Genomic DNA, 25863 nt, shown 5'->3' on the forward strand with positions numbered 1-25863 from the left:
ATCGGGCCGTGTGACAGTCCGGTGACCCATGCCATGTTTCGAAGCAATCGTCGTGCCGCATGCCATATCTACCGCATGCCTACGGCGCCGCCGCCGGCTGCAGCGTGGCCGACACCGTCGCGATGCCGGGCTTGCCGCCGGCGCTCGCGTGGGCGGCGGCCACCCGCACGTGCTGCTCGCGGCGCGCGCGTTCGAGCCAGTCCATCCAGGCGCCGAACGGCACGCCCTTGATGTCGACCTGGATCGCGTTGCCGGCCACCATCAGCTGCGCGCCGGCCAGGCCCGCCTGCGTGAGCGAGGCCGACAGCGCGTCGCGCAGCGCGCCGCCGGTGGGCGCGTGCGCGGCGGTGGCCGCGCGCAGGCGGCGCGCCGCGTCGGCTTCCGCGCGCATCGCGACCCACTGCGTCCGCAGCGCCGGCAGCCGCGCCGCCACGCGCGCGCGGCCGGTGTCGGCCGGCTCCCAGAGCGCCGAGTGGATCAAGGCGACGGCCGCCACCGAGCCGACCGCCAGCAGCAGCGTGCGCTCGCGCGGCGTGCGTGCCTCCCACCAGGTACTTACGGCTTCGCGTGCCGCGCCGAACCGAGGGTCCATTTCGCGTTGTCCTCCTGGATGGACAGGCCCTGGGCCTGCAGGCGACGGCGCAGGCCGTCGGCGTCGAGCGGCGTGCCGGGCTTGAACGTCAGTTCGAGCCCGCCGTCACGGTAGTCGAGCGTGGCGATCGCATCGGACGGCACCGGGCCGAGCGCGCGCGCGAGCGCGGCGGCCAGCACCGCGAAATCGTCGGCGCGCGGCTCGCCGGCCTCGGCGCGCAGGCGCTCGACGCCGGCGTGCAGCTGGGCCGGCGGATCGAGCACGGTGTGGGTGCCGGGCAACGCGGCGCGCAGCAGGTCCGACATCTGCGCGGTCAGCGCGGCCTCGCGCGCGCGCAGCCGGTACCAGTCGAGGTTGACCGTCACCAGCGCGAGCGCCAGCGCCGCCGCCGCGACACCGATCGCGAACCGCCACGGCCGCAGGCCGGCCGCCGAGGCGCCGCCGCCGCGCGCGCCCGGCGCGAACTCGAACTGGCACAGATCGAACGGGCAGCCGAGCGCGCCGCGCGCGAGCGTCTCCCACGGCATCGTGCGGGCCGCGAGCGGAAACGCGCTGGCGAGCGGCGCGGCGGCGGTGGCCGGCGCGCTCGCGACGGTCTCGGGTGCCGCGTCGCCCACGGTCACCACGGCCGCGGCCGCCATGGCGGTGGCCGTGGTCGCAGCGACGGTCGCCACCACGGCGGCGCCGGCCGGCTCATCGGCCGGCTCATCGGCCGGCGTCACGGCCAGCGCATCGACCGGCTCAGCGACCGGCGTCACGGCCAGCGCATGGACCGTGACGCGCTGGCGGCTCGCGAGGCTCGCGATCGAGCCGTCGAGCGCCGACGCGTGCGTCGCGAAGCCGAAGCCCGAACGGCCCTGCTTCACCGCCACGTCGAGCCAGCCCGGGCCGGCCTCGTCCTGCTCGCCGTCGGCGGCCGCGCCGCCGCGCGGCACGCGCGAGACGATCAGCACGTCGGCCACCGGCGGGGGCGTTTCGGGTGGACAGTTAGTTGCATCATCGACCGCGACCGCCGGGGGTACCGAATTGGCATCCGCGGCGGCCGGCGTCGCGTCGCTCAGGCAGGGCTCGCTGCGCGTCGCGTCACCGGGCGGCGCCAGCGCCGGTTCGGCCGCCGCGCCCGGCGGCATGCAGTGGATCAGCGGCACCGCGCGCAGGCGCCGATGGCCGCCCGCCGCGAACGCGTCGAGCAGCGCGCCGAAGCGCTCGCGATCGACCACCGCGACCTGCCGCTGCGTCTGCCCGGCCAGCGCCGGGCCGACCGCCACGTGGCAGCGCTGCGGATCGTCGATCAGGTGTTCCTCGACCACGTTCGGCAGGAGGCGTCGCAGCTTCGCGCCGGTCACGGGCGGCAGCGTCACGTCGAGCAGCAGCGTGTCGCGCGCGGCCAGCACCAGCACCGTCGCGCCGGCCGCGGGCCAGGCGCCGGCGGCGGCCACGCCCGCGCGTTCGAGGCGCCCGTGGCGGTCGAAGCGCGCATAGGGCAAGGGCGCGTCGCGCCAGCTCGCGGCGTCGAGGGCATCGAGCGGCGGCAACAGGACGATCAGGCTCGACATCGCAGGCTTCCGGAATGTCCGTGGTGCATGAACAGGATGGGCGGACGGCGCGTCATGGCCGCCGCACGATAAAATTGCCGATGCCGGTCGAGACGACCTCGAGCCGGGTCGATCCGGACGACAGCGTGATCGTGACCGGCGCGTCGATGCTCTCGTCGCCGATCACCACGCGCGACAGCGGCTTGCCGCCGTCGCTGTAGCGGATCGCCACGTCCGTCACCTCGGCACCCCAGCGACGCGGCCGGAACAGATCGTCGCCGAGCGTGCGCCAGTCGCCGCTCTCGGCGCGCTGCATGAAGCGGTAGCCGCCGTTCACCGGCTGCCAGGCGATCGGCAGCGAGCGCACCTGCGCCTCGTCGCCGGCCGACTCCAGCAGGCTCGCGAGCCGCTGCGCCTCCTCCGAGAGTTCGGTGCGGCGGTTGCGCGACGGCGCGAGCGTGACGGCCGCGATCAGCAGGCCCGCGATCAGCAGCACCACCAGCATCTCGATCAGCGTGAACGCCCGCTCGCGGCGCGCGACGCGCGGCGGACGCGGGGCACGGCGGCGCGCGCGCGGCGGCCGTGGGCGGCCGGCCGGCGGCGGGGCGGCCGGGGCGGCCGGGGCGCCGCCGGCCGGCGAAGCCGTGATCGACGTCGTGCTCGACGTCGTGACGGCCGGCGGCGCGGCGGCGGCGCGCTTACTGCCAGGAGCCGATGTCGGCATCGTTGCCCTCCCCACCCGCCTTGCCGTCCGCGCCGTAGCTGAACACGTCGATCGCGCCGTGCGTGCCCGGCGTCAGATATTGATAGGCGTTGCCCCACGGGTCGTTCGGCAGCCGCTCCAGATAGCCGCCGTCCTTCCAGTTGTTCGGCTGCGGGTCCACGGTCGGCTTCCGCACCAGCGCATCGAGCCCCTGCTCCTGGGTCGGGTAGCGGCCGTTGTCGAGCCGGTACAGGTTCAGCGACTGCATGATCGAGCCGATGTCCTGCCTGGCCGCCACGCGGCGCGCCTCGTCGGGGCGGCTCATGATCTTCGGGACGATCAGCGCGGCGAGAATGCCGAGGATCGCGATCACCACCATGATTTCGATCAGCGTGAAGCCGCGCTGTTGCCGTCTTGCCTTGCGGGTCGATCTCGTCATCATCCGTTCACTCTCGTGTCAAAGAATGGAGGTAGTCCAACTTCAATCGCAGCCGCGCCAGCGCCTGCCACGATCACCATGAAAGCCGCCGAATTGCTTCGTCATGCTCAACAATGCGTCACACCCGCCACGCTGCGGGCGCTCGGCCCGGCCGTCGCGACGCTGGCCGCCGCCACCGCGTTCGCCGCGATCGCGCTGTGGTCCGCGCGCGTGCTGCGCGCGCCCGAGCCGCCGGCACCCGCGGCGCCCGCCCAGCCCGCGCCGTTCGACACCGCGGCCGGCTCGCAGCTGTTCGGCTCGAAGGCCGGCGACGACGCGATGCGCGCGCCGCTGCTGCTCGGCGTCCTGTCGTTCGACGGCAGCCACGGCGCCGCGATCGTCGGCATCGGCGGCGAGCCGCCGCGCGTCGTGCGCATCGGCGGCGCGCTCGGCCAGGCCGGCAAGCTCGTCGCGGTGCGCGCGCGCTCGATCGTGATCGACCGCGACGGCCTGCGGCGCGAGATCGCGCTGCCCGCCGCGACCAACCCGAACGCCTTCGTGCGCTGAGCGGCGCGTTCATCCGCGCGCGGCTCCCGCTAGCGCCACCCGAGCCGCCGCGCATCACTGCACCATGTTGTTCAGCTCGATGATCGGCATCATCACCGCCAGCACGATCACCAGCACCACGCCGCCCATCGCCAGGATCAGCAGCGGCTCCAGCAGGCTCGTCAGGAACATCGTCTTGCGTTCGAGTTCGCGCGATTCGCCTTCGGCCGCGCGGTCGAGCATGGTGGTCACGTCGCCGGTGGCCTCGCCGGAACGGATCAGGTGGATCAGCACCGGCGGGAACGTCTTCACGTGGTTCAGCGCGCGCGACAGCGAGCTGCCCTCGCGCACGCGCACGATCGCGTCGTCGATGTTGGCGCGCATCGCGCGGTTCGACAGCGTCTCGCCGGCCGCCTGCAGCGCGCGCAGGATCGGCACGCCGGCCGCGCTCAGGATGCCGAGCGTGCTGGCGAAGCGCACCGTGTTGTAGCCGCGCACGATCTTGCCCATCAGCGGCGCGCGCAGCGACCACGCGTCGAACGCGAGCCGCGGCTTCGGCCGCGCCAGGATCCTGCCGGCCAGGAACACCACCAACGCGATCGCCGCGAGCGTGGCCCACCACCAGTGCCGCACGAAGTTCGACAGCGCGAGCATCACGATCGTCAGCGTCGGCAGCGCCTGCTTGGTGCTGGTAAACACGTTCGCGACCTGCGGCACCACATAGCTGAGCAGGAACGTGACGATGCCGAACGCGATCATCGTGACGACCGCCGGGTAGGTGAAGGCCAGCACGATCTTCTGCTTCAGCGCGTTGCTCTGCTCGATGTAGTCGGCCAGACGCGACAGCACGATGCCGAGCTTGCCGGTGTGCTCGCCCGCGGCCACCAGCGCGCGGTAGATCTCCGGGAAGTCGGCCGGATGCTGCGTGAGCGCGTTCGCGAAGGTATGGCCGCCCACCACCTCGCCGCGAATCGACGCCATCAGCTCGCGCACGTATTCGCGCTCGGCCTGCTCGCTCAGCACCGACAGCGATTCGCTGAGCGGCAGCCCCGCGATCAGCAGGCTGGCGAGCTGGCGCGTGAGGATCGCCTGTTCGCGCTGGGAGAGCTTGCGGCCCAGCGCGAGGCGCTGGCGGCGCCGGCCGTCGCGGCGCCGCGCCGCCGGCTCGACCACCAGCGGCGTGAGGCCCTGGCCGCGCAGCTGGCCGCGCCCGGCGCGCGCGCTGTCCGCTTCCAGCACGCCCTTGAGCGTGCGGCCCGATTGATCGATCGCTTCGTAACGGAATGCCGACATGTCAGTGTCCTCCGGTAACGCGCATCACTTCTTCCAGCGAGGTGCTGCCGGCCGCGAGCCAGCGCTCGGCGTCGTCGCGCAGCGTGCGCATGCCGTTCGCGCGGCCCGCGCGCAGGATTTCCGAGTCGGGCGCGTTGTTGTGGATCTGCGTGCGGATCGCGTCGTCCACCACCAGCAGTTCGTACACGCCGCGCCGGCCCGTGTAGCCGGAATGGCCGCACTTCTCGCAGCCGACCGGGTGGTAGATGGTGCGTCCTTCTTCCTCGCGCGGCGCCTTGCAGGCGGGGCACAGCTGGCGCACCAGCCGCTGCGCGAGCACGCCGAGCAGCGACGAGGCGAGCAGGTACGGCTCCACGCCCATGTCGGTCAGGCGCGTGACGGCCGAGGCCGCGTCGTTCGTATGCAGCGTGGCCAGCACCAGGTGGCCCGTCAGCGGAAACGCCAGGCAAGACTAAGCAGCGAACCGGCGCAAATTCGTGACGAATGTTGGGCTACCTTTTGGCGCGTCATGTTCACTCCGGAAGCAATGGCGCGCGATATCGATATTGGCCTTCATCAAGTAAAAAAAAAATTCACGACGAATAAACACATCGATATTGCCGGTGCATTTCTTTACGCATCCCGATTTACGCCGCGTCGTGCCGGATGACAATTGAAGAGGTGAATGCGGGGCGCCTGGAGGGCGTTGAAAATGATGGGCAACTTCCGCCATACGATTGACTTGTCGATCGGTTAGGAACGCGTTAAGCCTTTCTGGCATTGGGTTTTAAGCGATCCTCGCGGTCCGGCCCGCGGCGGCGCGTGGCCTGGGCAGGATGCCGTTCGGATTTTCGTCACACGGGCCGAACATGAATTTCGCCCGCCTCCCGAATTGAAATACCGGGTACAAATGTTACGTACCTTCTGCTATTAAAAATTCACACTCGTTTTCCGGATTTCACACTACAGTGCTTTCGCGGCACCAACGTCTGGCCGCAAGCAACAGCGAGCAGCATCCATTTATCTTCGTCAGGGGAATTCGAATGAAGTCCAGCAAGCGCAAGATCTGTCAAGTTTTGGCCCTCGTCGTCACGGGTCTCGGTGCAACGGCCGCCATGGCTGCCGGTCCGGTCGTGCAAGGTGGCGGCTCGTCGCTCGTCGCTCCGACGATCCAGGCCGAAATCGCCAACTTCAGCACGTCGGTCGGCGCATTCACGTACTTCTCGGTCGGTTCGGGCGCAGGTCAAAATGCCTTCCTGAACAACCAGCCGACGTTCTTCGGCGCCGGCGTGACGGGCACGGTCGACTTCGCGAACAGCGATGCCGCCCTGCTGGCCTCGCAAGTGTCGGGCTACACGCTCGCCGGCTCGAGCGGCCCGCTGATCCAGATCCCGTACATCGTCACGGCCATCACGATCCCGGTCGTCAACAACGGCCAAACGATCACCAGCACGACCACCCCGCAAACGACGCCGGGCCAGTCGCACAGCATCGCGCTGAACGACAACGACCTGTGCGGCGTGTTCTCGGGCAAGCTGACGAACTGGAACCAGGTGACGAATCCGGAAACGGGCTCGGCCTACTCGACCAGCGCCCCGATCACGGTGGTCTATCGCACCGACGGCAGCGGCACGACCGAACTGCTGACCCGCCACCTGTCGCAAGTGTGCTCGACCGGCACGGGCGGCAACTCGAACGTGTCGTTCGTCGACTCGCTGACGTTCACGGATTCGTTCCACGGTGCAGCCCTGCCGTCGAACTTCACCGGCGCGAGCGGCAGCGGCGGCGTGCGTGCGGCGATCACGAACGCCAGCGGCGCGACGGTTGCCTACCTGAGCCCGGACTACACGAACACGTTCCTGGCCCCGTCCAGCTCGGTCACGACGTCGGCCGGCGCTGCCCAGCTGCAAGTGGCCAGCCTGGTGAACGCGCAAGACGGCGTGTACTACGCACCGACCTATCAGAACGCGACGACGGCCATCGGCACGGTCGCCGCGCCGGCCGGCCAACAAGCCACCAACCCGCTGAACTGGGTTCCGGCTGCCGGCAACCCGACGTCGGGTTACCCGGTCGCGGGCACGAGCCAGATCATCGTCAGCCAGTGCTACAAGGATCCGAACGTGACGAGCGCCGTGTCGATCTTCCTGAGCACGCACTACACGAACTCGGGCTTCGCCGCGATCATCCATGGCAACGGTTTCGATACGGTGCCGTCGTCCTACCTGTCCGCGATCCAGAGCGACTTCCTGGGTTCGGGCAACAGCCTCAACCTGAACATCGGCAACGGCAACGTCTGCACGGGTTCGGTCGCTGGTCGCTAAGACAGTCGATAGCAGGCATCGACGTCTGATGCGGTAGTACGCACCGCGCCCCGGGCAACCCGTGGCGCGGTTTTGGTTTTGGAAATCGTGGTGACCGTCGATCACCCCGGCTGGCGCGACCGGCAACTCGAACGTATCGTTCGTCGACTCTCCGACATTCGCCGATTCGTCCGGTGGCAGAGTCCCGTCGAATCTCGTCGGCGCAGACGGCGAAGGCGGTGCGCGTATCGCGGTGACACACGCCAACGGCGCGATGGTTGCCACCATGAGCCAGGCATGGACGACCATGTTCCTGGCGCCAGCCAGTCAGGTCGCGACGTCGTACGGCTCGTATCAACCGCCGGTTGCCAGCCTCGTGACCACGATGGGCGGCCGGTACCACGCACCGAACTACACGAATGCCGCGATGGCGCCGGGCACGGCAGATGCGCGGTCCGGTCGGGCAGCCACCCACCCGCTGAACCGGCTTCCGGCGACCCAACGGCCGGCTACCCGATTTCAGGCGCGCCCCCGATCATCTTCGGTCGGTGCCACCAAGCCCCGAATGCCGCACTGGCCATGGCGATATTTCTCGCCTCGCACGACACGAACCCGGGCCATGCCTCGGTTGTTCACGTCGACGGCTTCGACAGCATGCCGTCGGCTTACCCGACCGAAATCCGGATCGACTTCCTGTTGCACAACGACGGGTTCAACCTGAACATCAACAACGGCAACGTCTGCACGGGTTCGGTGGTCGGGCGCTGACGCTCCGGCGCGTTGTCTCGCCAGCGTCGGCAACCGCCACCACCATAAAAAAACCCGCCGACACATCGCCGGCGGGCTCGCCCGAATCGCACGCGCTCAGATCTTGCCGAGGCGCGCACGCTCGTCGTCGGTCAAGGCCGCGCGCCGGGCCGGACCGCCCTGCCCGAAGCCGACCACCGACACCGAATTCGACGGATCGTAGCCGACCTGGCTGCCGCGCTTGCGCTTCTTCTGGTCCTCGTCCGAATCGCCGAAGCCCTCCACCTGCACCGAGATCGTCCAGCGCCGCGCGGCGCCGCCCGAGGCGTTGCCCTTGGCGAGATCCTGCGCCATCTGGCTCGCGGCCGAGGCGGCCGAACTGGCCGCGCTCAGCGCGCCGGTGTTCACCGTCTGCGATACCGGGATGCCGGTGGACTTGCCGCTCACCTGGATGTTGTCGGCGTTCAGCACGTGCAGCGCGGCCACGTTGATGTTGCCGGCGCGGATCCCCGCGTCGCCGGCATCGACGGTACCGCGCGGCGCGACCAGGTTGATGGTGCCGAGCGGCACGCCCGGGATGCTCTGCAGCGTGGCGATACCGGCGCCCGTCACCTCGCCGCGCGCGTCCACCGTGCAATAGTGGTTCGCATCGCAGACGTATTGCGGCGCCGGCACGTCGGCCGACGATTTCGAGCCCTTGCCGGCGTTGATGTCGCCGTTCGAGCTCCAGATCGTCATGTCGCCGCCCTGCTCGGTGAAGATCCGGCTCTGCGCGAGCAGCAGGTTGCGGTCGATGAAGATGTCCACGTTGCCCTGCTCGAGCGTCAGGATACCCGCCGAGCCGGGGCCCGCGATGACCTGGCCCTGGCTGTTCACCAGTTCCGGCGGCGCGATCGTGCTGCCGACCAGCGCCTGCCCGCCCGGCCCGAGGATCGACACGCCGCCGCCCTGCTGGGTCTGGATCGTCGTGTTGCGGATGTCGAGATCGCCGGTGCTGATCAGCTGGTTCGAACCGTTGGTGCCGCCCGTCAGGTTGTTGGCCGTATAGCCGAACGAGGCCGGGAACAGCGTGTTGATCGCGTCGAAACCGGCCGCGTACTTCTGGTAGAACGGGCTGGCCGGATCGTTGTAGCCCGCGCCGACGTTCGTCAGCACGCCGAACAGCACCTGCTCCGCGAACAATTGCTGCACGTAGGTGGGCAGCGTCTTGAAGGTGGCCCATGCCTGGTCCGCCGTCATTGATTTCGGCTTGGGCTGATCCTTGACCAGCCCGGTGTCGACCATCTGCCCGGCCTCGTACCGGCCGACGAACGCGATCAGCGCGGAGGTCGTGCCGGCGTTGACCGCGGCCGCGCTGGCCGGATCGATGTAGGTGGCCGAGAACGTCGCGAGATCGACGCCGGGACCGACGCCGAACAGCACGTTGATGGCCGCCCCTTCGTGCGGCAGGTACGGGTTGTTGGCGTTGCCGACCGTCTCGATCCCGGCGCCGTTCGATCCGTTGTACGAACTCACCGACACGGCCTGGTTGATGTTCGCAAGCGGACCGATGTTGCGGCCGGCCTCGATGTCCAGCGTACCCGGCCCACCCAGCGAAATCGCCGGCAAGATGGCGGACGCCTGATTGGACGGCAACGGCGTGTCGTAGATATCCCGGCCCGCCACGATGCGCGTGATGTCGGAGGTGCGCAGATTCTGGCCCAGGAACGACAGGTTGACGATGTCCTCTCCAGCCTGGATCAGCGCCGGCTTGTCGATGCCGACCGTGAGCAGATTCTGGTAGAGCTGCACGCCACTTCCGGCAATGGGCAGACCATCGACGATCGAGCCGTTCAGGCTGTAAATGCGCGCTGGAACCGTGTCGTCCGCGTGCAGCGCACCGGAAACATGCGCGGCCAGACTCGTGTCGTTCAACGTCGGCACGCTGGCCAGCGGGTTCACGGGAGACGGCATCGACGCCGGATCGTTGTCGAGCAAGCCGAAATAGCTGCCACCATCACCCTGGATCGCACTGTGGACCGGATTGATGCTGGAGAACGAAACCGATTGATCCGCGAGCAGGTTGAGGCTCCCCGTCGGCGACGGGAACAGTTCACCGCTCGACGCCACGGTGATTCCGCCATTGAAGGCGGTGAGGTTCACCGTGGCCGGCAGTACGAACGACAGATCATTGCTGCCAGGCGTCAGGCCGGTCAGGCCTGCGCCGATGAACGACAGGTTCGTCATGGTCCCGATCGCGACCTCTCCCGTGGTCGAACTCACGCTGACGCTCGAATCGGTCGAGTATCCTTGCGCATCCACCTGAAAGCCGTAGGCGGACTTTTGCCGGCCCTGGATATAGGACGGATCAACGATCTGGCCGATGTTCGCCCCCTGCCGCGCCGCCACGTCGAGCGTGGCGTCCTGCAAGGCAAGAATGGCCGACACCCCCACTGGCGTCGACAACGACGGCACGGAGAAATCCGCCCCGATCCGGCCGCCCGCGCTGATCGTCCCCGTGCCCTTCGACACGAAATACGTGCCGCTCAGGATATCGCCACCGGCCTTCACGGCCAGGTTGCCGCCGCCCACCGTGTTGACGGTCGGATTATCGGTATTCGCATTGGTCAGCCACCAGGTGGTGGGCAGCGAGACCGACAGGTTCGAGATGTTGCCGCCCGCCGTCACCGAGACGTTGCCGCCGACGCTCATCACGCCCTGGTCGAACGCACCGAAATTGATCGACGTCTGGATGGTCTGCTTGACCGGCGTGGTCGCGCCGACCGTTCCGGCCGGATTGCCGGTCTGCATCCACTGCCACCAGAACTGGCTGATGTCGGTGCCGGCCTTGCCCGTCACGGTGCCGTTGGTGTCGGTCAGTTGCTCGGCGCCCACGATGTTGCCCTGTGCCTGCAGCGTGATGTCGCCAGCGGAGTCGGGATTGACGGCCGGCGTCACCAGCAGGTCCGGATAGGCCAGCGAGGGCGACGTCGGATGTGCGATCGAGACCGTGTTGCCCTGCGCAGGAGAATCCGCCGCCGGAGTTCCCGCCGTATAGATGACGCCCGGCACGAGGATCGGCGAGACAGCATCCCCGTTGGGCGGCAGCGTCGGGTCGTACAACATGATGTCGCCCGACGCGGCGACGTCGATCGCGCCGGTGCCGGTGCGAATCATCGTCGGTGCCAGCAACTGTCGCCCGTTGGAATCGGTGTAGCTCGTGTAGTCGCTGACAACGACGTTGGACTGATTCGGCGCGCTGGCCTGCAACGCGAGCGGATTGGCACTGGTCGTATCGGCGCCCGCCACCACGCGGAACGTGCTGCTGTTTCCGCTAACCAGCGAGGCGGACAGCATCGGCAGCGGATTGGCGGCGGTGGCTGTCGGCGAAGGCGTGTTGTCGATGACAGCGGGCAGCGGAATCGACGACGAACCGAAAACAGGAACCGGCATGGCCAACGGCGCGGCAACCGGAGTAATTGAAAACGCCGCGCCCTTCTGCGCGACGTAGAAATTCACCGCCGCTGCCAGATAATCCTGGTAGTCGTGCAGATAAGTCAGATACGAACGGAGGTAATAATTCGGATCGGCGGCCAATTGTTGAGACGTCGGTGCAGCAGGCGCGACAGGCGCCGTCGGTTGTCCCGCCTTGACCGGCCCCATACCGATGTCGAAGATGAGTTCGACTACGTCGGTATTCGACTTGAGCGATGTAATCTGGCCGAGCTGGGCCGCCGGCGTGGAAATCAGATAGCTTTCGTAAGCGGAATACAGCGCATAGTACTCGGCGATCTCGTCGGGCGTGCCCCCCGAAGGCTGTCCAGGTGCCGCCGCGAGCCCTTGTGTGGCCCAGTAGGCCAGCGAGCTGAACCTGGCTCCGTAGACTGCATTGGCGCCATAAGCCTTGTTGAAGACAGTCGTCACCGCCCCCAACGACGACAGCGCCGGAACCGCGATATTGCCCCCGCCCAGCGGATTGCCGATCTGATAGAACCCGTCCGACAGGCTCGCGTTGACGTCGACTTCCTTGTCGGCCCGCAGCGTGATCACCGGCGCCTGGCCCTGGAATCGGAACGCGGGATCGGATTGCGACGTGCCCGCCCCGAGGTTCCAGTTCGTCAGCACCGCGATCTTGCCGCCATTGATGCCCGCGCCCGGGTTGTCCAGTTCGATGCCGGGAGCCATGCTGGCGTTGGCGACGCCCGCCGCGACGAGCGGGTTCACGACGTTGTCCAGCCCGTGCTCGACGAAACCCATCAGGGTACCGGCGGCGGCGGCCGTCGCATTGCCGTTCTGGTAGCCGTAGAACGTCTCGTGCGCGGTGTTCGCGTTGGCCGGCGCGAAGTACATGCCCGACAAGCCGGCGAAGCCGATCGCCGCGTCGCCGTTCTGCACCTCGTACCTGTCGATCGCCGTCGAGACCCCGGTGCTCAGGTTCTTCACCGTGCCGCCACCGCTGCCGGTCGCATCCGGGGTGAAGCTGAATTTCGTGCCGCTGGCGTTCTGCGCCGTGAACGTCCCGGCAAGCAGGTTGCCCTGCGCGTTGTACCAGCCGGCCGGATCGACGATGCCGTCGAAATGCCGGGCGCCCGTGGTCGCGTCGGTCGTGCTCCACACCGCATAGGCCTCGAGCGAGGTTGAACGCGATCCGTGGATGCCCGCGCCGCCGGCCACGTCGAAGCCGCCCGGCGCCACCGTCAGGTTGACCGTGCCGTTCGACAGCAGCGGCGCACGGAACGTGACCGTACCGTCGGACAGGCCGCCCGATACGTCGATATTCGCCTTGGCGCCCACCGTGATCACGCCGGCCTGCGACGGGTCGAGGTTCTCGTAGCCGTAGGTCGCGTTGTACGGCGCGGCCGCATTCGGATTGAACACGCCGTTGGTGCCGATCACCACCGTGCCGCCGCGCTGGGTCGGATCCGTGGCGCGCGCAACCAGCTTGCCCTCCAGGTCCACGCCGCTGTGCCCAAACAGGTCGATCTCGCCGCCCGCGGCGCCCGACGCGTCGATCGTGCCGGAGATGGTGACGTTGCCGTTGTTCGCGTCCGATCCGTTGCCCGCGCCGCCATCGGCGTTCAGCGACACGAAGTTCGCCGTCAGCGTGTTGCCCGCCGACAGTTGCAGGTTGCCCGTGTTGGTGCGAACCGTGACCGCATCGTTGATGCCGCTCGCGGCCAGCGTGGTGGCGAGCGCGTCGAGGTTCACCGCGCCGCCGCTGTTCAGCGACAGCGATCCGCCGGCGTAGCCGGCCGCCGCGCCGCCCTTGAGCGTGCCGTTCAGGTTCACGACCTGGTCCGGCGCCGACAGCGTCAGCGAGCCGGCGGCACCGCCGCCGCTCGCGCCCGAGAAGTCGAGCGTCGAGCCGCGCTGCACGTCCACCGTGCCGGCGTCGGCCACCAGCGAGAGGTTGCCGGCCGGCACGTAGGCCGTCACGTCGAAGAAGGTCTTCGACAGGCCGGCCGCGCTGACCGTCGAGCCGCTGCCGATCGTCAGGTTGCCGGTGGTGGCCTCCAGGCTCACGTTGCCGGCCGGCGCCGAGATCAGCGCGCCGTTGTCGTTCAGCGTGCCGCCGATGAAGTCGATCGCGCCGCCGAGCGCCGTGCGCGTGAGCGCCGTGCCGGCGCTGGGGTTCAGCGTCAGCGTGCCGGTGGTCTTGAGCGTGGCGTTCGAGCTGGTATCGGCCAGGTACACCGGCGCGTTCAACGTGACGGCCGCCGCGCCGAGATCGAAGGTGCCGGTGTTCTGCCCGACGATGCCATGGGTCGCCGTCATGTTGATGGCGCCGAAGCCGCTCTGCGTCCTGGTGCCCGTGCCGAGATCGATCTCGCCGGCGTTGACCGTCAGCGTGCCGCTGCCGGACGTCGGGTTGGCGATCGGCGTGCCGGCCTCGTTCGTGAACGCGATCCGCGGCGCGTTCAGCGTGACGTTGCCGCCGTCGCTCGTGAAGGTGCCGGCGCTCAGGTCCACGCCGTTGCCGAAGGTGGCGTCGACGTCGCCGAGGAATGCCATCGCGCCGTAGCTGCGCAGCGTCACCTGGTCGGCGTTCGCGAACTGCGCGAGGCCGGCCGGGCTGATCACGAAGCCCGGCAGGTCGGCGATCGCGCTGCCGGTGCCGTTGGTGAACGTGATCGCCGAGCCGTCGACGGTGATCGCGCGGCCCGACAGCGCCGCGGTCGGATCGATCTTCAGGTTGCCCGACGAATCGATCAGCAGCGCCTGGCCACCGGCCAGCGTCGCGCCCGCGCCCACCGTGAGCAGGCCCGAACCGGTCAGGCCGGTGCGGCTCAGCGGTACCGACGCGCCGTTCGACACGCGCAGCAGCGCGCCGTCGCCGGCGATCGCGATCGGCACGTCCTTGGCGGCCGGATAGCCGCCCGATGCGACGATCGATGCTCCCGCATCGATCTGCAAGCCGTTGGCCGCGTTCGGATCGGTGCCGCTCGCGTCCGCCTTCGTGACGAGCAGGATTTCCGGGCCGGTCAGCGACGACGCGGCGTCGTTCGACACCACCACGCTGTTCGCCAGCGGCGTGATCGTCACGCCGCTGGTGGTGGCGGTGCGCGTGCCGCCGATCAGCAGGCTGCCCGCCGTCAGCGAATCGAGCGCGTTGGCGTCGATCTGCAGGTAGCCGGCCAGCCCGCCGCCGCCGTTGCCGGTGATCTGGATGTCCCGCGAGGCGATGTCGACCTCGGCCGGCGCGCCGCCGGGCCCGGCTGCCGCGTTCAGCGCGGCACCGAGCGCGAGCGTCCTGGTGGCCGCCAGCACCAGCTGGCCGCCGTCGACCGGCGACGGCGGCGTGACGCCGCCCTTGCTGGCCGCCTGCGAGGCGAAGAAGCTGTTCGCGCCCGTCAGCGTGTATTGCGAATACTGTTCCCAGGTCGCGTTCGACTGCACGTTGAACACGGTCGGCGTGGCGCTCCGGCTGCCCGTCACCGAGTTGGCGAAATAGCCGGTGGTGACCACGGTGCCGTCGGCCAGCGTCTGCGTCGCGCCCGGAATCGCGGTGCCCGAGGCACTCGACACCGTCACGCGGAACGCGCCCGGCAGCGTCGCGTACCTGGCTGGCAGCAGCGTGTAGTAGCCGGCCGGCAGACCGGGCACGCCGGACAGGTAGACCGACTTGCCGGCCACGTCGCCGGTGCCCGCCTGGCCGACGCCGAGCGAGGCGGTGGTGATGCCCGCGGTCCCGTTGCCGTTGACCGTCGGCTGGGTCGATTGCGCGTAGACGGGATCGTAGGTGGCCACCGGCGCCTGCGTGCCCGGCACGATCGCGTAGACGTTGGTGCCGCCGACGTTGACCGGCACCGCCGTGCCCGTCGACGCGTTCGCGTAGCTGATGGAGTACTGCGAGAGCACGTCGCGCGTGCCGCCGGTGCCCGGCACCCACTCGACCGCCCGCAGGTCGCCGCCGCCCGACAGGTCGATCTTCGCGCCCGGCTCGAGCGAGACGTTGCTGGCGTTGATGCCGATGTACTTCGCCGGCGGCGCGGCCAGGTCGGGCCCGGTCACGCCGGCCACCGGGTTGAACTGGTACTCCACGCCGTCGACCGTGGTGCCGTAGGGAATCACCAGGCCGTCGTTGGACACCGAGGTCACGCTGCCGTTGGTGAGCCGGACCGAGTCGGTCGCCACCAGCTTCGCGAGTCCGCCGAACAGCGTCTGGGTCGCGCCGTCGGTCGGATCGCCGACGCCGAGCACCAGCGTGCCCGACGGCACGCGCACGGTACCGCCCTGCACGATGTCGGTCGCATCGACGAGCAGCGAGCCGCCCGCCGACAGCGGCGTGCCCGACGCGCCGTTCGAGGCGAACGTGACGGTGGTGGGCACCGGCTGGCCGGTAGACGCATCGGTCGGCCCGGTCGCATCGATGATGTAGGTGCCGCCGGTGGCCGGATAGAGATCCGCGGCCGTGAAGGTCAGGTTGCCCGGCGAATAGAGCACGCCCGGGGCCAGGCCGTTGCCGCCGCTGCTGCCGGACACCTTCGTCGAGCTGAGCCGGATGTCGCCGCTGCTGGTGAAATTCGCCTGGCCGAAATTGTTCAGCTGGACCTGGTTGGACAGGTCGATGAACGCGGCGTTGACGTTCAGCGTGGCATCGGACAGCGCGGCGACCGGCGTGAACGGAGGCGCGTTCGTATTCGCGGGCGGCCCCATCAACGCCACGTACGGCGCATTGATCTCGACCGTGGTGCCGATCGGCGTCCGCGTCGACTGGCCAAGCATCGTGGTCAGCACGGTGCTGCCGCCGGGCGGCAGCGCCGGCGTCGAGAGCAGCGTCGAGAGCTGCCCCATGTTGAGCGCGGCGATGCGATCCGTGTTCAGCGTGACGGACCCCGGCAGCGACAGCGTCACGTCGCCGGCGAACACGATCGGCGGCACCGGCGCGGTCACCGACGATGCCGCGCCGTTGCCCAGCACCAGATTCGCGATGCCCGAACCGTCGAGGCGGTCCGCGGCGAACTGGATCACGCCGTTCGGCGTGCTGCCGATCGGCAGGCCGGTGGTCGGATCGATCGCCGTCGCGAAGCTTTGCCCCGCGGCGAGCCCGACCGGCGTCAGCTCGCCGCTCTGGCGAATCACGAGCGCGGTGGCGCTGGCCGCATTGTTGCTCTGCTGAGGCAGGATCGTCAGCGTGCCGCCGGCCGCCTGCGCGGCGCCGCCGCGAGCGCTCAGCGTGGCGTCGGCGAACAGGCCGTAGCCGGCACCGAGCGTGATCGAGCCCGCGTTGCTCCAGACGTTCTGCGACGCGTAACCGCCGCCCGCCTGCGGCTCGTCGAATGGCGCGGCGGCCCCCGACACGTCGATGATCGATCCGGCCTGCGCGACGACGTAGCCGTGGTCGCTCGACAGCGTCACGGAACCGCCCGGCAGCACCTTGCCGGTGTCGGGCTGGATCGTGGCCGAACCGACCCTGGCCGGCGCCGCGAGCGGGTTGGCAAGCGCCGCGCCCGACACGTCGAGCACGGCATCCGGGCCGAGCCAGACCGAGCGGCCGTTGCCCGGCACCCCGCCGCCGACGAGCTCGCCGGTCTGGGCGAACGAGCCGGTCGCGTTGGTATCCGCACTCAGCGTGATCGAGCCGCCCGGCGCCACGATCGAGCCGAGCACCGTTACCTGCCTCGGCGAGCCGAGCCCGACGCTCGCGCCGGCATCGGCGACGATCGAGGCGCCCGCCGAGACGGTCACGGCGCCCGTGACGCCGGCGTAGGACGGGATCGTGGGGCTGAGGCCGCTGGTTTGCCAGGCGGTGTCGTTGCCGGCCGTCAGCACCAGGTCGGTCGGCTGACGGTGATAGGCATCCAGCACGCCCGAACGGGTCAGGCCGCCGGCCAGCAGATCGGCGCCGCTGGCCGCGGACTGCAGCGCGGCGGCGTCCGGGATCAGGTTCCGCTGGGTCAGCGCGAGCGTCGTGCCGGGCGCGATCGTGCTGTCATAGAACGCGTTCAGCACGTACTTGCCGAAGCCCTGCCGCGCGAAGAAATTCGCCGGCAGATAGAGGCTCCAGGCCGGGGCCGCGGCGGGATCGCCGCCGATCTGGAAGCCGAGCCCCTGCAGGGTCAGCGTGCCGCCGCCCGAGAAGCCCTCGCTCAGGATCGTGCCGTTCATCTCGATGCGGCCGGCCGTGGGCTGGCTGCTCGGCAACGCCGCGCCCGAGACCGAGCTCCCGTTCTGGCCGAACTGCTGATTCAACGGCTGATAGTAGGTTCGCAAGGCCAGGCTGCCGCCCTGTCCCTCGGCCACGCCGTTTTGCATCAACAGCTGCCCGTTCCCCTGCATCATCCCGCCGCCCGACAGGTCGAGCACGCTGCCCGGCTTCAGCACGATCGATCCCGAGGTATCGACGACCTGCCCCGAGCCATCGAGGGCGGAGCTTTCAATCGACGTCAGCGTGATGCTGCCGCCGTTGATGGTCTCGCTGCTGCCGGTCGCCGTGGCGGGCGAGGCCTGCACGTCGTTGTTGACCCACTGGCCGGCGACGCCGAGCGTCGCCTGCGGCCCGACGACGATGTCGCCGCCGGTCGTGATCGAGATCGAACCGCCCGGCACGATCAGGTCGCCGAGCACGCTGGCGCCGCCGGTCATCGTCGGATTGTTCAGCGTGATCGAGCCGCCCGGCTGCAGCTTCAGCTGCGAACCCTCCGCCACGACGAAACCCTTCCCGGCATTCTTGTCCTCGGTCACGTCCAGTTTCGAGAAGCCGCCGCTGGTCAGCGTCGCGGTCGGCACCACCGTGGTGGCGAGCACGTTGTTGGGGTCGGTGCTCGACAGGGCGCCCAGCGCGGTCGAATCGAGCGCGGTGGAGGCCGAGAAGTTCGGCGAGAGCGCATCGAGCCGGGGCGCCTGGTCCTGCAGGATCACGAGGCCGAACATGCCCGATCCGGCGATCGGCAGGTTGTTCCAGGCGCGGCCGATGATCGACTGGCTCAGTGCCGCATCGGCGCCCAGGTTGAACGTGCCGCCATCCGGCAGGCTGTCGCCCAGGGTCTGCTTCGCGCCGCCGAACGCCTGCGCGCTGACGCCGCCGTCGAGCACCGCGGCCGACGCGGCATAGACGTCGAGCGTGCCCGCGTTGCCGCCCACGATGAAGTCCGGCTCGTAGACGCCGCCGCCCGACTGCAGCGTGTTGTACCAGGTCTTGGTCACGCCCCAGCGCGGATGGCTTTCGGTGAACTCGCCGGCGATCCCGACGTAGATGTCGTTCGGGTTCGCCTGCCCGATCGGCACGATCGCGCCGTTCGCGTCCACCAGCCGCGTCGTGTTGACGATGCCGCCGTCGTAATGCACGTAGCCGCCGTTCAGGTTCAGCGACGAGCCGGCCGCCGTCATCACCTCGTTGCCCGACAGCACGATGGTGCCGCCGTTGGTCAGCAGCTGGCTGACGGTGCGCGGGATCAGGCTCGCGTAGCCGGCCAGGTTCAGGATCGGGCTGCCGATCCACTGCACGCCGTCGCCGCGCGTGCCGGTCAGCGTGCCGTCCACCACGACGTTGGTCTGCCCGAACAGGAAGCCGTCGCGCAGCAGCGGCGAATCGGCCAGCTCGTTCTGGCCGATCCGCGGGATCGTCAGCAGGATGCTCGAGATCGGCAGCTCGACGTTGGCGAGGCCCGATACGTCGATCGTCGCGTTGTTGTCGAGGTAGATCCGTCCCGGCACGGCGACGTCGGCCAGGCTCGCGTTGTAGCCCGTCACCTGCGGCACCAGCGCCGCCACCGACACGGTCGAGCCCGGCGCCTCGATCAGCGAGCCGCCCTGGAACCAGGCCGAGCCCGCCGTCATCGTGATGCTGCCCGGCGTGAACGTCGTGCCCGGCGCCGAGGTGGCCGTCTGGCCGTTGGTGTCGGCCAGCACGGTGGTGACGGAATCGGGGCCGAACGTCAGCAGCCCGGCGCGATGCGTGATGTCGCCGGGGGCGCCGGTGGTGCCGATCGTGATCTGGTTCTGCCCCTGGTAGGCCGCGCCGAGCGCGTTGTTGGCCGCATATTCGTCGACCGTCGAGATCGTGATCGTGCCGGGCGTGTTCACGCTCGTCGTCACTCCCACCACGCCGTTCTGGTTGACCGTGCCGCCCAGCAGCGTGACGTTGCCGCGCGAAGCCTGCACGATGCCGGTATTGACCAGCAAGCCGACCGGCGTGATGTCGGAGGCGGCGCCGGTGCTTGGGTCGATCAGCGAGATCGCGCCGCTCAGCTCCGGCAGCAGGATCTGCGGCGCGTTCGGGTTCGGCCGCAGGCTCACGCCCGCGCCGGCGGCCAGCACCACCTGGCCGTCGGTGGCGGTGATGCTGCCGGCGTTGGTCACGTTCGGCGCGGCGATCATCACGAAGCCGCCGTCGCCGGCCGTGCCGTTGGTATGCGTGGTGATCGAGGCGCCCGGCTGGATCGTCACGTCGCCCGACGACCGGTACTGGCTGGCCGAGGTCAGGTTGATCTGGTTGCCGAGGCCCAGCACTTCCGTCGGCAGGTTGGTGGCGCCGGTGGTGTTGCCGGTGCTGCCCGCCTCGCCCGGCGCGAGGCCGCCGGTGGTGCCGGCCGCCGAGCCGAGGAACTGCAGGTTGCTGGCGACGATCCCGGCCGCGTCCTGGCCGAGCGTGCTGTCGGCCACCACGGTCTTGCCGTTCAGCACCGTCTGGTTGTAGTCGTTCAGGTTCAGCAGATCGAGCGACGACGCCACCAGCGAGTGGACGTTGATCTGCGAACCGGCGCCGAACAGGATGCCGTTGCGGTTGATGACGTAGACCGCGCCCTGCGCGGTGATGCTGCCGAGGATCTGGCTCGGCGCGCCGCTCGGGTCGACGACGCGGTTCAGCACGGCCCAGTTGTTCGCGCCGTTGCCCTGGGTGCCGCCCGACTGGTCGAAGTTCAGCGTGGTCTGGCGGCCGACGTTCATGGTCTGCCAGGTCAGCACGGCGTTCTGCGCGGTCTGCCGGACGTCCACCGTCACGTGGCCGCTGCCGTCCACGCTCTGCGTCGGCGCGTTCGCGTTGACCCACAGCAGCGGGTTGCCGGTGCCGGACGAGGCACCCGGCGCGACCTGCAGGCCGCCCGCGGCCAAGCCGTTCGGCACGTTCGACAGCGTATTCGCGGCGGCGGCGGCCGCCGCGTTCTGGGCGGCGATCTGCGCGGCGATGGCCTGCGCGGTATTGCCGAGGTTGCGGATCGAGGGCTGGCTGGCCTGCAGCGCCGCGGCCGGCGTGATCCCGAGGTTGGTGGTGGCGCCGATGCCGGCCAGGCCGGCCGCGCTGCCCGAGGCGCGCGGCGTGGCCGCGCCGAGGTTGACGATGCCGGCGGCATGCGCGCTGGCCGTGACGCCCGCGGCCACCAGCAGCGCGACGGCGCGGCACACCGGACGCAGGTCCGATTTGAGGACGGCACGCGAATCCGTCCGGTCGTGTTGTCGTGCTGCGCGTGCGTTTGCTGCCATACCTCACCCCGAACCCGGTAAATTTTGTGCGTGGCGCGCGAGGCGCCGGTCCTGACCGGCCTGTCCGCGCCCCCGCGGGCGCAAGACCGGAATCGAACGACGATACGTAGCGCGCATGGCGCCGACATGGCGGGTCCTACGGACCATTCCGGGCGGGCGGAAAAGGTCCGTAGCTTTTGTCATGGTCGCGGGTTCGCGCTCCGCTTCCGTCTTGTTTTTGCCCTTTCTTCGGGGAGGGAATTCGCGTTCCCCCCCTTTCCCGGCGCCTCCATCCATCGCGCGAGGCCGCCCGCCGCCTCGCCGCGCCACTCAGACGGCGCCCGCCACCGGCCACGCACGGCGCGCCAGCGCCGCGGCGACGCGCTCGATCACGGCCGGCCAGTCGCCGGGCCGGTCCTGCCGGAACAGCGTCGCGCCCGGATACCACGGGCTGTCGTCGCGATCGAGCAGCCAGCGCCAGTCGGGCACGCGCGGCAGCAGCACCCAGAGCGGCCGGCCGAGCGCGCCGGCCAGGTGCGCGATCGAGGTGTCGACGCTGATCACGAGATCGAGCGCCTCGACCAGCGCGGCGGTGTCGGCGAAGCTCTCGAGCGCCTCGCCGAACGACGCGACGCCGCTGGCCGCGAACGCCTCGGCGTCGCGCGGGCGCACCGCCTGCTGCAGGCTCACGACGCTGGCGCCCGACGCGGCGATCCAGGGCGCGAGCATCGCGAACGGAATCGAGCGGTTCAGGTCGTTGGCATGGCGCGGATTGCCCGACCACGCGAGGCCCACGCGCGGCCGGCCCGGCGCGGCCACGGCATCGAGCCGCGCCGCCCACGCCGCGCGCCGCGCGGGATCGGCCCGCAGGTACGGCACGGCGGCCGGCACGGTTTCGATGGTGGTGCGAAACGCGTAGGGCAGGCTCATCAGCGGGCACTGGAAATCGAAGCCCGGCAGGCTCTGGCCGTCGTCGACCACGCGGCTCACGCCGCGCAGCGTGCCGAGCAGCTCGACGAGCGGCGCCGGCACCTCGACGTAGACGGTGGCGCCCAGCTCGCTCACGACGCTGGCGTAGCGGCAGAACTGCAGCACGTCGCCATAGCCCTGCTCGGCATGCAGCAGGATGCTGCGGCCCGCGAGCGATGCCTCGCCGGTCCAGGCCGGCCGCTCGGCGTAGCGCCGGTCGCGCAGCGTGTCGGCGGCTTGCCAGCGCGCCTCGTGGCGCGCCCAGCCGAGCGCGTAGTCGCCCGTCAGCAGCCGGCAGAACGCCTCGGTGCGCAACGCCTCGCCGAGGTAGGGGTCGCGCTCGCGCGCGAGCAGCAGGTCGGCCAGCGCGGCGTCGTGGCGGCCCATGTGCTGCCGCGTCAGCGCGCGCGTGAACAGCGCGCGCGCGGTGTCGGCCGGGGCCTCGGCGCCGGCCGCGTGGCTCGCGAGCGCGTCGTCGTAGCGGCCGAGCAGCTGCAGCGTCAGCGCGCGCTGGTACAGCAGCTCGGGCTGCGGGCCGGCCAGCGCGAGCGCGCGATCGAAATGATCGAGCGCCTCGGCGGGACGGCCCAGCGCGCGCAGCGCGGCCGCGCGGTTGCGCAGCGCGTCGACGCTGTCGGGCAGCCGCGCCAGCGCCTCGGCATAGGCCTGCTCGGCCTCCTCGTGGCGTTCGAGCCCGAGCAGCGCGTTGCCGCGGCCGAGCCAGGCCGGCCCGCTGTCGCGGCTCAGCGCGAGCAGCCGGTCGCAGCGCGCGAGCAGGTCCGCGTGGGCATGCATCAGGTCGAGCGCGATGCAGCTCGCGAACAGCAGCATCGCGTCGTCCGGCGCGCGCGCGAGCCCCTCGTCGAACCAGACGAGCGCTTCGGCGGGACGGCCGCTCTCGATCATCGCCATCCCGCAGGCATGGACCAGATCCGGGGTCTTGCCACGCACCACCACCGCGAGCTGGTAGCTGTGCAGCGCCTCGGCGGGCCGGCCGAGCGCGCGCAGCGCGTCGCCGCGGATCACATGGGCGGTCGCGTCGTTCGGCATCAGCTGCAGCGCCTGCCCGATGCTGATCAGCGCATCGGCGGGCCGGCCGCCGCGCCGCAGCGCGTCGGCGCGGCGCTGCCAGGCGCGCGCGTTGCCGGGCTCGCGCGCGAGCGTGCGCTCGTAGGCGGCGGCGGCATCCAGGTAGCGCGCGAGTCCGGCCAGCGCGTCGCCGCGCGCGGCGTGCGCGACCGGATTGGCCGGCTCCCCGGCCAGCGCGCGCCCGGCGAGCGCGAGCGCCTCGTCGTGGCGGCCAATCCCGGCCAGCGCCGCCGCGTGGTTCGCGACGGCCCACGGCAGGCTCAGGCCGAGCTGCAGCGAGCGCGCCAGCAGCGGCTCCGCGCGCGCCGGGTCGTGCAGTTGCAGCAGCACGACGCCGAGCAGGTGCATTGCCTCGACGTGGTCCGGCGCCATCGCGAGCACGCCTTCGTAGAGGCGCCTCGCGCCCGCGAAGTCGCGCCGCTCGACACAGCCGCGCGCGTTGCGCAGCGCATCGTCGAGCGCCGCGCGCAGCGGCGCGGACACGCCGGCGGGCGCCGCCTGCGGGACCGTCCGGCTCACCGCCCGCTCCCGCGCGCGATGGCCGGCAGCGCCGCCGCGAGCCGCTCGATCACGCTCGCCCACTGGCCGCCGGCCGACTGCCGGATCAGGCGCGCGCCCGGATACCACGGGCTGTCGTCGCGATCGAGCAGCCAGCGGAAGTCGGGCGTGTACGGCAGCAGCACCACCAGCGGCCGGCCGAGCGCGCCCGCCAGGTGGGCCACCGAGGTGTCCACGCTGATCACGCAGTCCATCGTCTCGATCAGCGCGGCGGTCTCGGCGAAATCGGCCAGCTCGTCGCCGACGAAGTGGATCGCGCTCGCGTCGAGCGCCGCGCGGTCCTCGTCGCGCACCATCTTCTGCAGGCTGACCCAGGTGTGGCGGTCGTCCACCAGCGGCAGCAGGTCGGCGAGCCGGATCGAACGGTTGCGGTCGTTCAGGTGCAGCGGGTTGCCGGACCAGACCACGCCGATTCGCGGTTTCGCCGCGCCGCCGAAACGCTCGCGCCAGCGCGCCGCGAGCAGCGGATCGGCGCGCAGGTAGGACGGCGCCGCCGGGATCGAGTCGAGATCGGTGCGGAACTCGAGCGGCAGGCTCATCAGCGGGCAATGCAGGTCGAACGGCGGCAGCGGCGCATCCCTCGCGACCAGCGCGTCGACGCCGTCGAGCGAGCCGAGCAGCGCCACCAGTTCGGGCTGCACCTCGAGCACGACGCGCGCGCCGAGCGCCTTCACGAGCGGCGCGTAGCGGCAGAACTGCAGCGTGTCGCCGAGGCCCTGCTCCGCGTAGAGCAGGATGGTCCGGCCGTCGAGCGGCATGCCGTGCTTCCAGCGCGGCTGCGCGAACGTGCGGCGGCTCGGGTCGAGCTGGGTGTCGCGCCAGCGCCATTCGTAGGCGTCCCAGCCGGTTTCGAAATCGCCGGTCGCGAGGCACAGGAACGAGCGCGTGGTTTGTGCCTGCACGAAGCCGGGATCGATCGCGATCGCGTCGGCATAGGCCCGGCGCGCCTCGTCGTGGCGACGCAGCGCGCGCAGCGCGTTGCCGCGGTGGAAATGCGCGAGCTTGTCGTCGGGCGTGGCGGCGATCACCGCGTCGAGATCGTCGAGCGCGAGGTCGTAATGGTGCGCCTCGAGCAGCGCGCGGCCGCGCACGAAGCGCGCCGGCAGGTGGCCGGCGTCGATCGCCAGCGCGCGGTCGCAGGCGGCGCGCGCCTCGTCGTGGCGGCCCACGGCGGTCAGCGCGCTGGCCTGGTTGCAAAGCACGCCCACCGCATCCGGCGCGACCTCGAGCGCGCGCGCATAGCTGTCGAGCGCGTCGGCGATCCGCCCGAGCTGCGCCGCGGCGTTGCCGCGCTGCGCGAGCGCCAGCGCATGGCGCGGATCGAGTTCGAGCACGCGGTCGCAGCGCGCCAGCACCTCGGCGTGGCGGCCGAGCTGGCCGAGCGCGATGGTGCTGTTGAACAGCGCGTCCACGAAACCGGGATGGGCGGCCACCGCCGAGTTGAAATCGGCGAGCGCGCGCGCCGGCTCCTGCAAGTCGAGCCAGGCGACCCCGCGCAGGAACAGCGTCTCGACATGGCCCGGCGCCAGCGCGAGCGCGTGGCCGTAGCTGTCCACCGCGTCGCGGAAGCGCCCCAGCGAACGCAGCACCAGCCCGCGCGCACGCTGCGCGTCGAAGGTGCGGCCGGCCAGCTGCAGCGCGCGATCGCAGTCGCGCAGCGCTTCCTCGAGCCGGCCGAGCGCCTGGCGCGCCTCGCCGCGCCGCACGTAGCCGTCGGCGAAGTTCGGCACCTGTTCGAGCAGGCGGTCGTAGTTCTCGCAGGCATCGTCATGCCGGCCAAGCCGGGCCAGCAGCCCGGCGCGCTGGAACAGCGCGCGCTGGTGGCCCGGCTGCAGCGCGAGCGCCTCGTCCAGGCGGCTCAGCGCCTCCGCTTCACGGCCGAGCCCGGCCAGCACCGCCGAATAGTTGGCGAGCGCAAGCGCCACCGGCCGGCGCTCCACCGAGCGCCGCATCAGCGGCTCGGCCTCGTCGAGCCGCCCTTGCTGGAAACGCACCGCGCCCAGCAGATGCAGCGCCTCGGGATGTCCGGCGTCGAGCGCGAGCAGTTCCTGGTAAGCCTGTTCCGCCTGCTGGAGCGCGCCCTCGTGGTGCGCGCGGCGCGCGCGCGCGAGCAGCCGTTCGAGCACGGCGTCATCGGGCGGACCGAGTCCGGTCTGGCCCGGCCCGCCGGCCGGGCTGGCGAACGTGGTCCCTTCCCCCTTCGATATCATCGTGTGGCCCCTGTTCTCTCTGCGATATGTCTGGTTGCCCGG

12 protein-coding genes and 1 pseudogene are annotated in these 25863 nt (G+C 70.5%); 4 read left to right on the forward strand and 9 right to left on the reverse strand.

Annotation, left to right across the window (positions count from 1 at the left end):
* Positions 1-79: 79 nt before the first annotated feature.
* The 4 genes from gspM to gspG are packed head-to-tail and all read right to left on the reverse strand — an operon-like array spanning position 80 to position 3272.
* Entirely contained in the window at positions 80-592 is a 513-nt protein-coding gene (gene gspM / locus bpln_RS27765; protein ID WP_055140611.1) for a type II secretion system protein GspM, read from the reverse strand.
* Complete coding sequence (gene gspL, locus bpln_RS27770) at positions 556-2148, reverse strand: type II secretion system protein GspL (RefSeq protein ID WP_055140612.1); 1593 nt, start codon at positions 2146-2148, stop codon at positions 556-558. Before gspL ends, gspM begins: the two co-directional genes overlap by 37 nt.
* Before the next feature lie 52 nt (positions 2149-2200).
* Complete coding sequence (locus tag bpln_RS27775; RefSeq protein ID WP_082465465.1) at positions 2201-2851, reverse strand: GspH/FimT family pseudopilin; 651 nt, start codon at positions 2849-2851, stop codon at positions 2201-2203.
* Entirely contained in the window at positions 2826-3272 is a 447-nt protein-coding gene (gspG, locus tag bpln_RS27780; protein ID WP_042628372.1) for a type II secretion system major pseudopilin GspG, read from the reverse strand. Before gspG ends, bpln_RS27775 begins: the two co-directional genes overlap by 26 nt.
* Positions 3273-3347: 75 nt before the next feature.
* On the opposite strand from gspG, the gene bpln_RS27785 reads away from it, so the two are divergent.
* Complete coding sequence (locus tag bpln_RS27785; protein ID WP_244132123.1) at positions 3348-3815, forward strand: general secretion pathway protein GspC; 468 nt, start codon at positions 3348-3350, stop codon at positions 3813-3815.
* 54 nt (positions 3816-3869) lie between these two features.
* Here the strand turns inward: bpln_RS27785 and gspF are convergent, their stop codons facing one another.
* Both gspF and bpln_RS27795 read right to left on the reverse strand, forming a co-directional pair.
* Positions 3870-5087, reverse strand: a complete 1218-nt coding sequence (gene gspF / locus bpln_RS27790; RefSeq protein ID WP_055140613.1) for a type II secretion system inner membrane protein GspF — start codon at positions 5085-5087, stop codon at positions 3870-3872.
* Position 5088: 1 nt separating this feature from the next.
* Positions 5089-5520: pseudogene (locus tag bpln_RS27795) on the reverse strand (ATPase, T2SS/T4P/T4SS family); the annotation flags it as partial.
* A 75-nt stretch (positions 5521-5595) separates the two neighbouring features.
* Between bpln_RS27795 and bpln_RS36875 the strand changes: the two are divergent.
* The 3 genes from bpln_RS36875 to bpln_RS27805 all read left to right on the forward strand — a co-directional run bounded on the left by bpln_RS36875 (position 5596) and on the right by bpln_RS27805 (position 8134).
* The gene (locus bpln_RS36875) at positions 5596-5736 is read left to right on the forward strand and encodes a hypothetical protein (protein ID WP_158512082.1); all 141 of its coding nucleotides are present in this window, start codon (positions 5596-5598) and stop codon (positions 5734-5736) included.
* Between the two features lie 373 nt (positions 5737-6109).
* A complete protein-coding gene (locus bpln_RS27800) occupies positions 6110-7387 on the forward strand; it encodes a substrate-binding domain-containing protein (RefSeq protein ID WP_055140615.1) in 1278 nt (425 codons plus the stop codon).
* A gap of 558 nt (positions 7388-7945) precedes the next feature.
* A complete protein-coding gene (locus bpln_RS27805) occupies positions 7946-8134 on the forward strand; it encodes a hypothetical protein (RefSeq protein ID WP_055140616.1) in 189 nt (62 codons plus the stop codon).
* A 96-nt stretch (positions 8135-8230) separates the two neighbouring features.
* Here bpln_RS27805 and bpln_RS27810 read toward each other — a convergent pair whose 3' ends face one another.
* The 3 genes from bpln_RS27810 to bpln_RS27820 form a co-directional block, all read right to left on the reverse strand.
* Entirely contained in the window at positions 8231-20938 is a 12708-nt protein-coding gene (locus bpln_RS27810; RefSeq protein ID WP_420807369.1) for a filamentous haemagglutinin family protein, read from the reverse strand.
* A gap of 387 nt (positions 20939-21325) precedes the next feature.
* Positions 21326-23572: a tetratricopeptide repeat protein gene (locus bpln_RS27815; RefSeq protein ID WP_055141254.1), complete on the reverse strand. Its 2247-nt coding sequence runs from the start codon at positions 23570-23572 to the stop codon at positions 21326-21328.
* Positions 23569-25821: a tetratricopeptide repeat protein gene (locus tag bpln_RS27820; RefSeq protein WP_055140617.1), complete on the reverse strand. Its 2253-nt coding sequence runs from the start codon at positions 25819-25821 to the stop codon at positions 23569-23571. The genes bpln_RS27815 and bpln_RS27820 overlap by 4 nt, the downstream gene beginning before the upstream one ends.
* Between the last annotated feature and the right edge of the window lie 42 nt (positions 25822-25863).

Origin of the sequence: Burkholderia plantarii (genome assembly GCF_001411805.1) — a bacterium.
GTDB lineage: Bacteria > Pseudomonadota > Gammaproteobacteria > Burkholderiales > Burkholderiaceae > Burkholderia > Burkholderia plantarii.

What these genes read in the sequence shown, in the direction of transcription:
- gspM (WP_055140611.1), bottom strand. Translation starts at nt 592, where the DNA reads ATGGACCCTCGGTTCGGCGCGGCACGCGAAGCCGTAAGTACCTGGTGG.
- gspL (WP_055140612.1), bottom strand. Translation starts at nt 2,148, where the DNA reads ATGTCGAGCCTGATCGTCCTGTTGCCGCCGCTCGATGCCCTCGACGCC.
- bpln_RS27775 (WP_082465465.1), bottom strand. Translation starts at nt 2,851, where the DNA reads ATGCCGACATCGGCTCCTGGCAGTAAGCGCGCCGCCGCCGCGCCGCCG.
- gspG (WP_042628372.1), bottom strand. Translation starts at nt 3,272, where the DNA reads ATGATGACGAGATCGACCCGCAAGGCAAGACGGCAACAGCGCGGCTTC.
- bpln_RS27785 (WP_244132123.1), top strand. Translation starts at nt 3,348, where the DNA reads ATGAAAGCCGCCGAATTGCTTCGTCATGCTCAACAATGCGTCACACCC.
- gspF (WP_055140613.1), bottom strand. Translation starts at nt 5,087, where the DNA reads ATGTCGGCATTCCGTTACGAAGCGATCGATCAATCGGGCCGCACGCTC.
- bpln_RS36875 (WP_158512082.1), top strand. Translation starts at nt 5,596, where the DNA reads ATGTTCACTCCGGAAGCAATGGCGCGCGATATCGATATTGGCCTTCAT.
- bpln_RS27800 (WP_055140615.1), top strand. Translation starts at nt 6,110, where the DNA reads ATGAAGTCCAGCAAGCGCAAGATCTGTCAAGTTTTGGCCCTCGTCGTC.
- bpln_RS27805 (WP_055140616.1), top strand. Translation starts at nt 7,946, where the DNA reads ATGGCGATATTTCTCGCCTCGCACGACACGAACCCGGGCCATGCCTCG.
- bpln_RS27820 (WP_055140617.1), bottom strand. Translation starts at nt 25,821, where the DNA reads ATGATATCGAAGGGGGAAGGGACCACGTTCGCCAGCCCGGCCGGCGGG.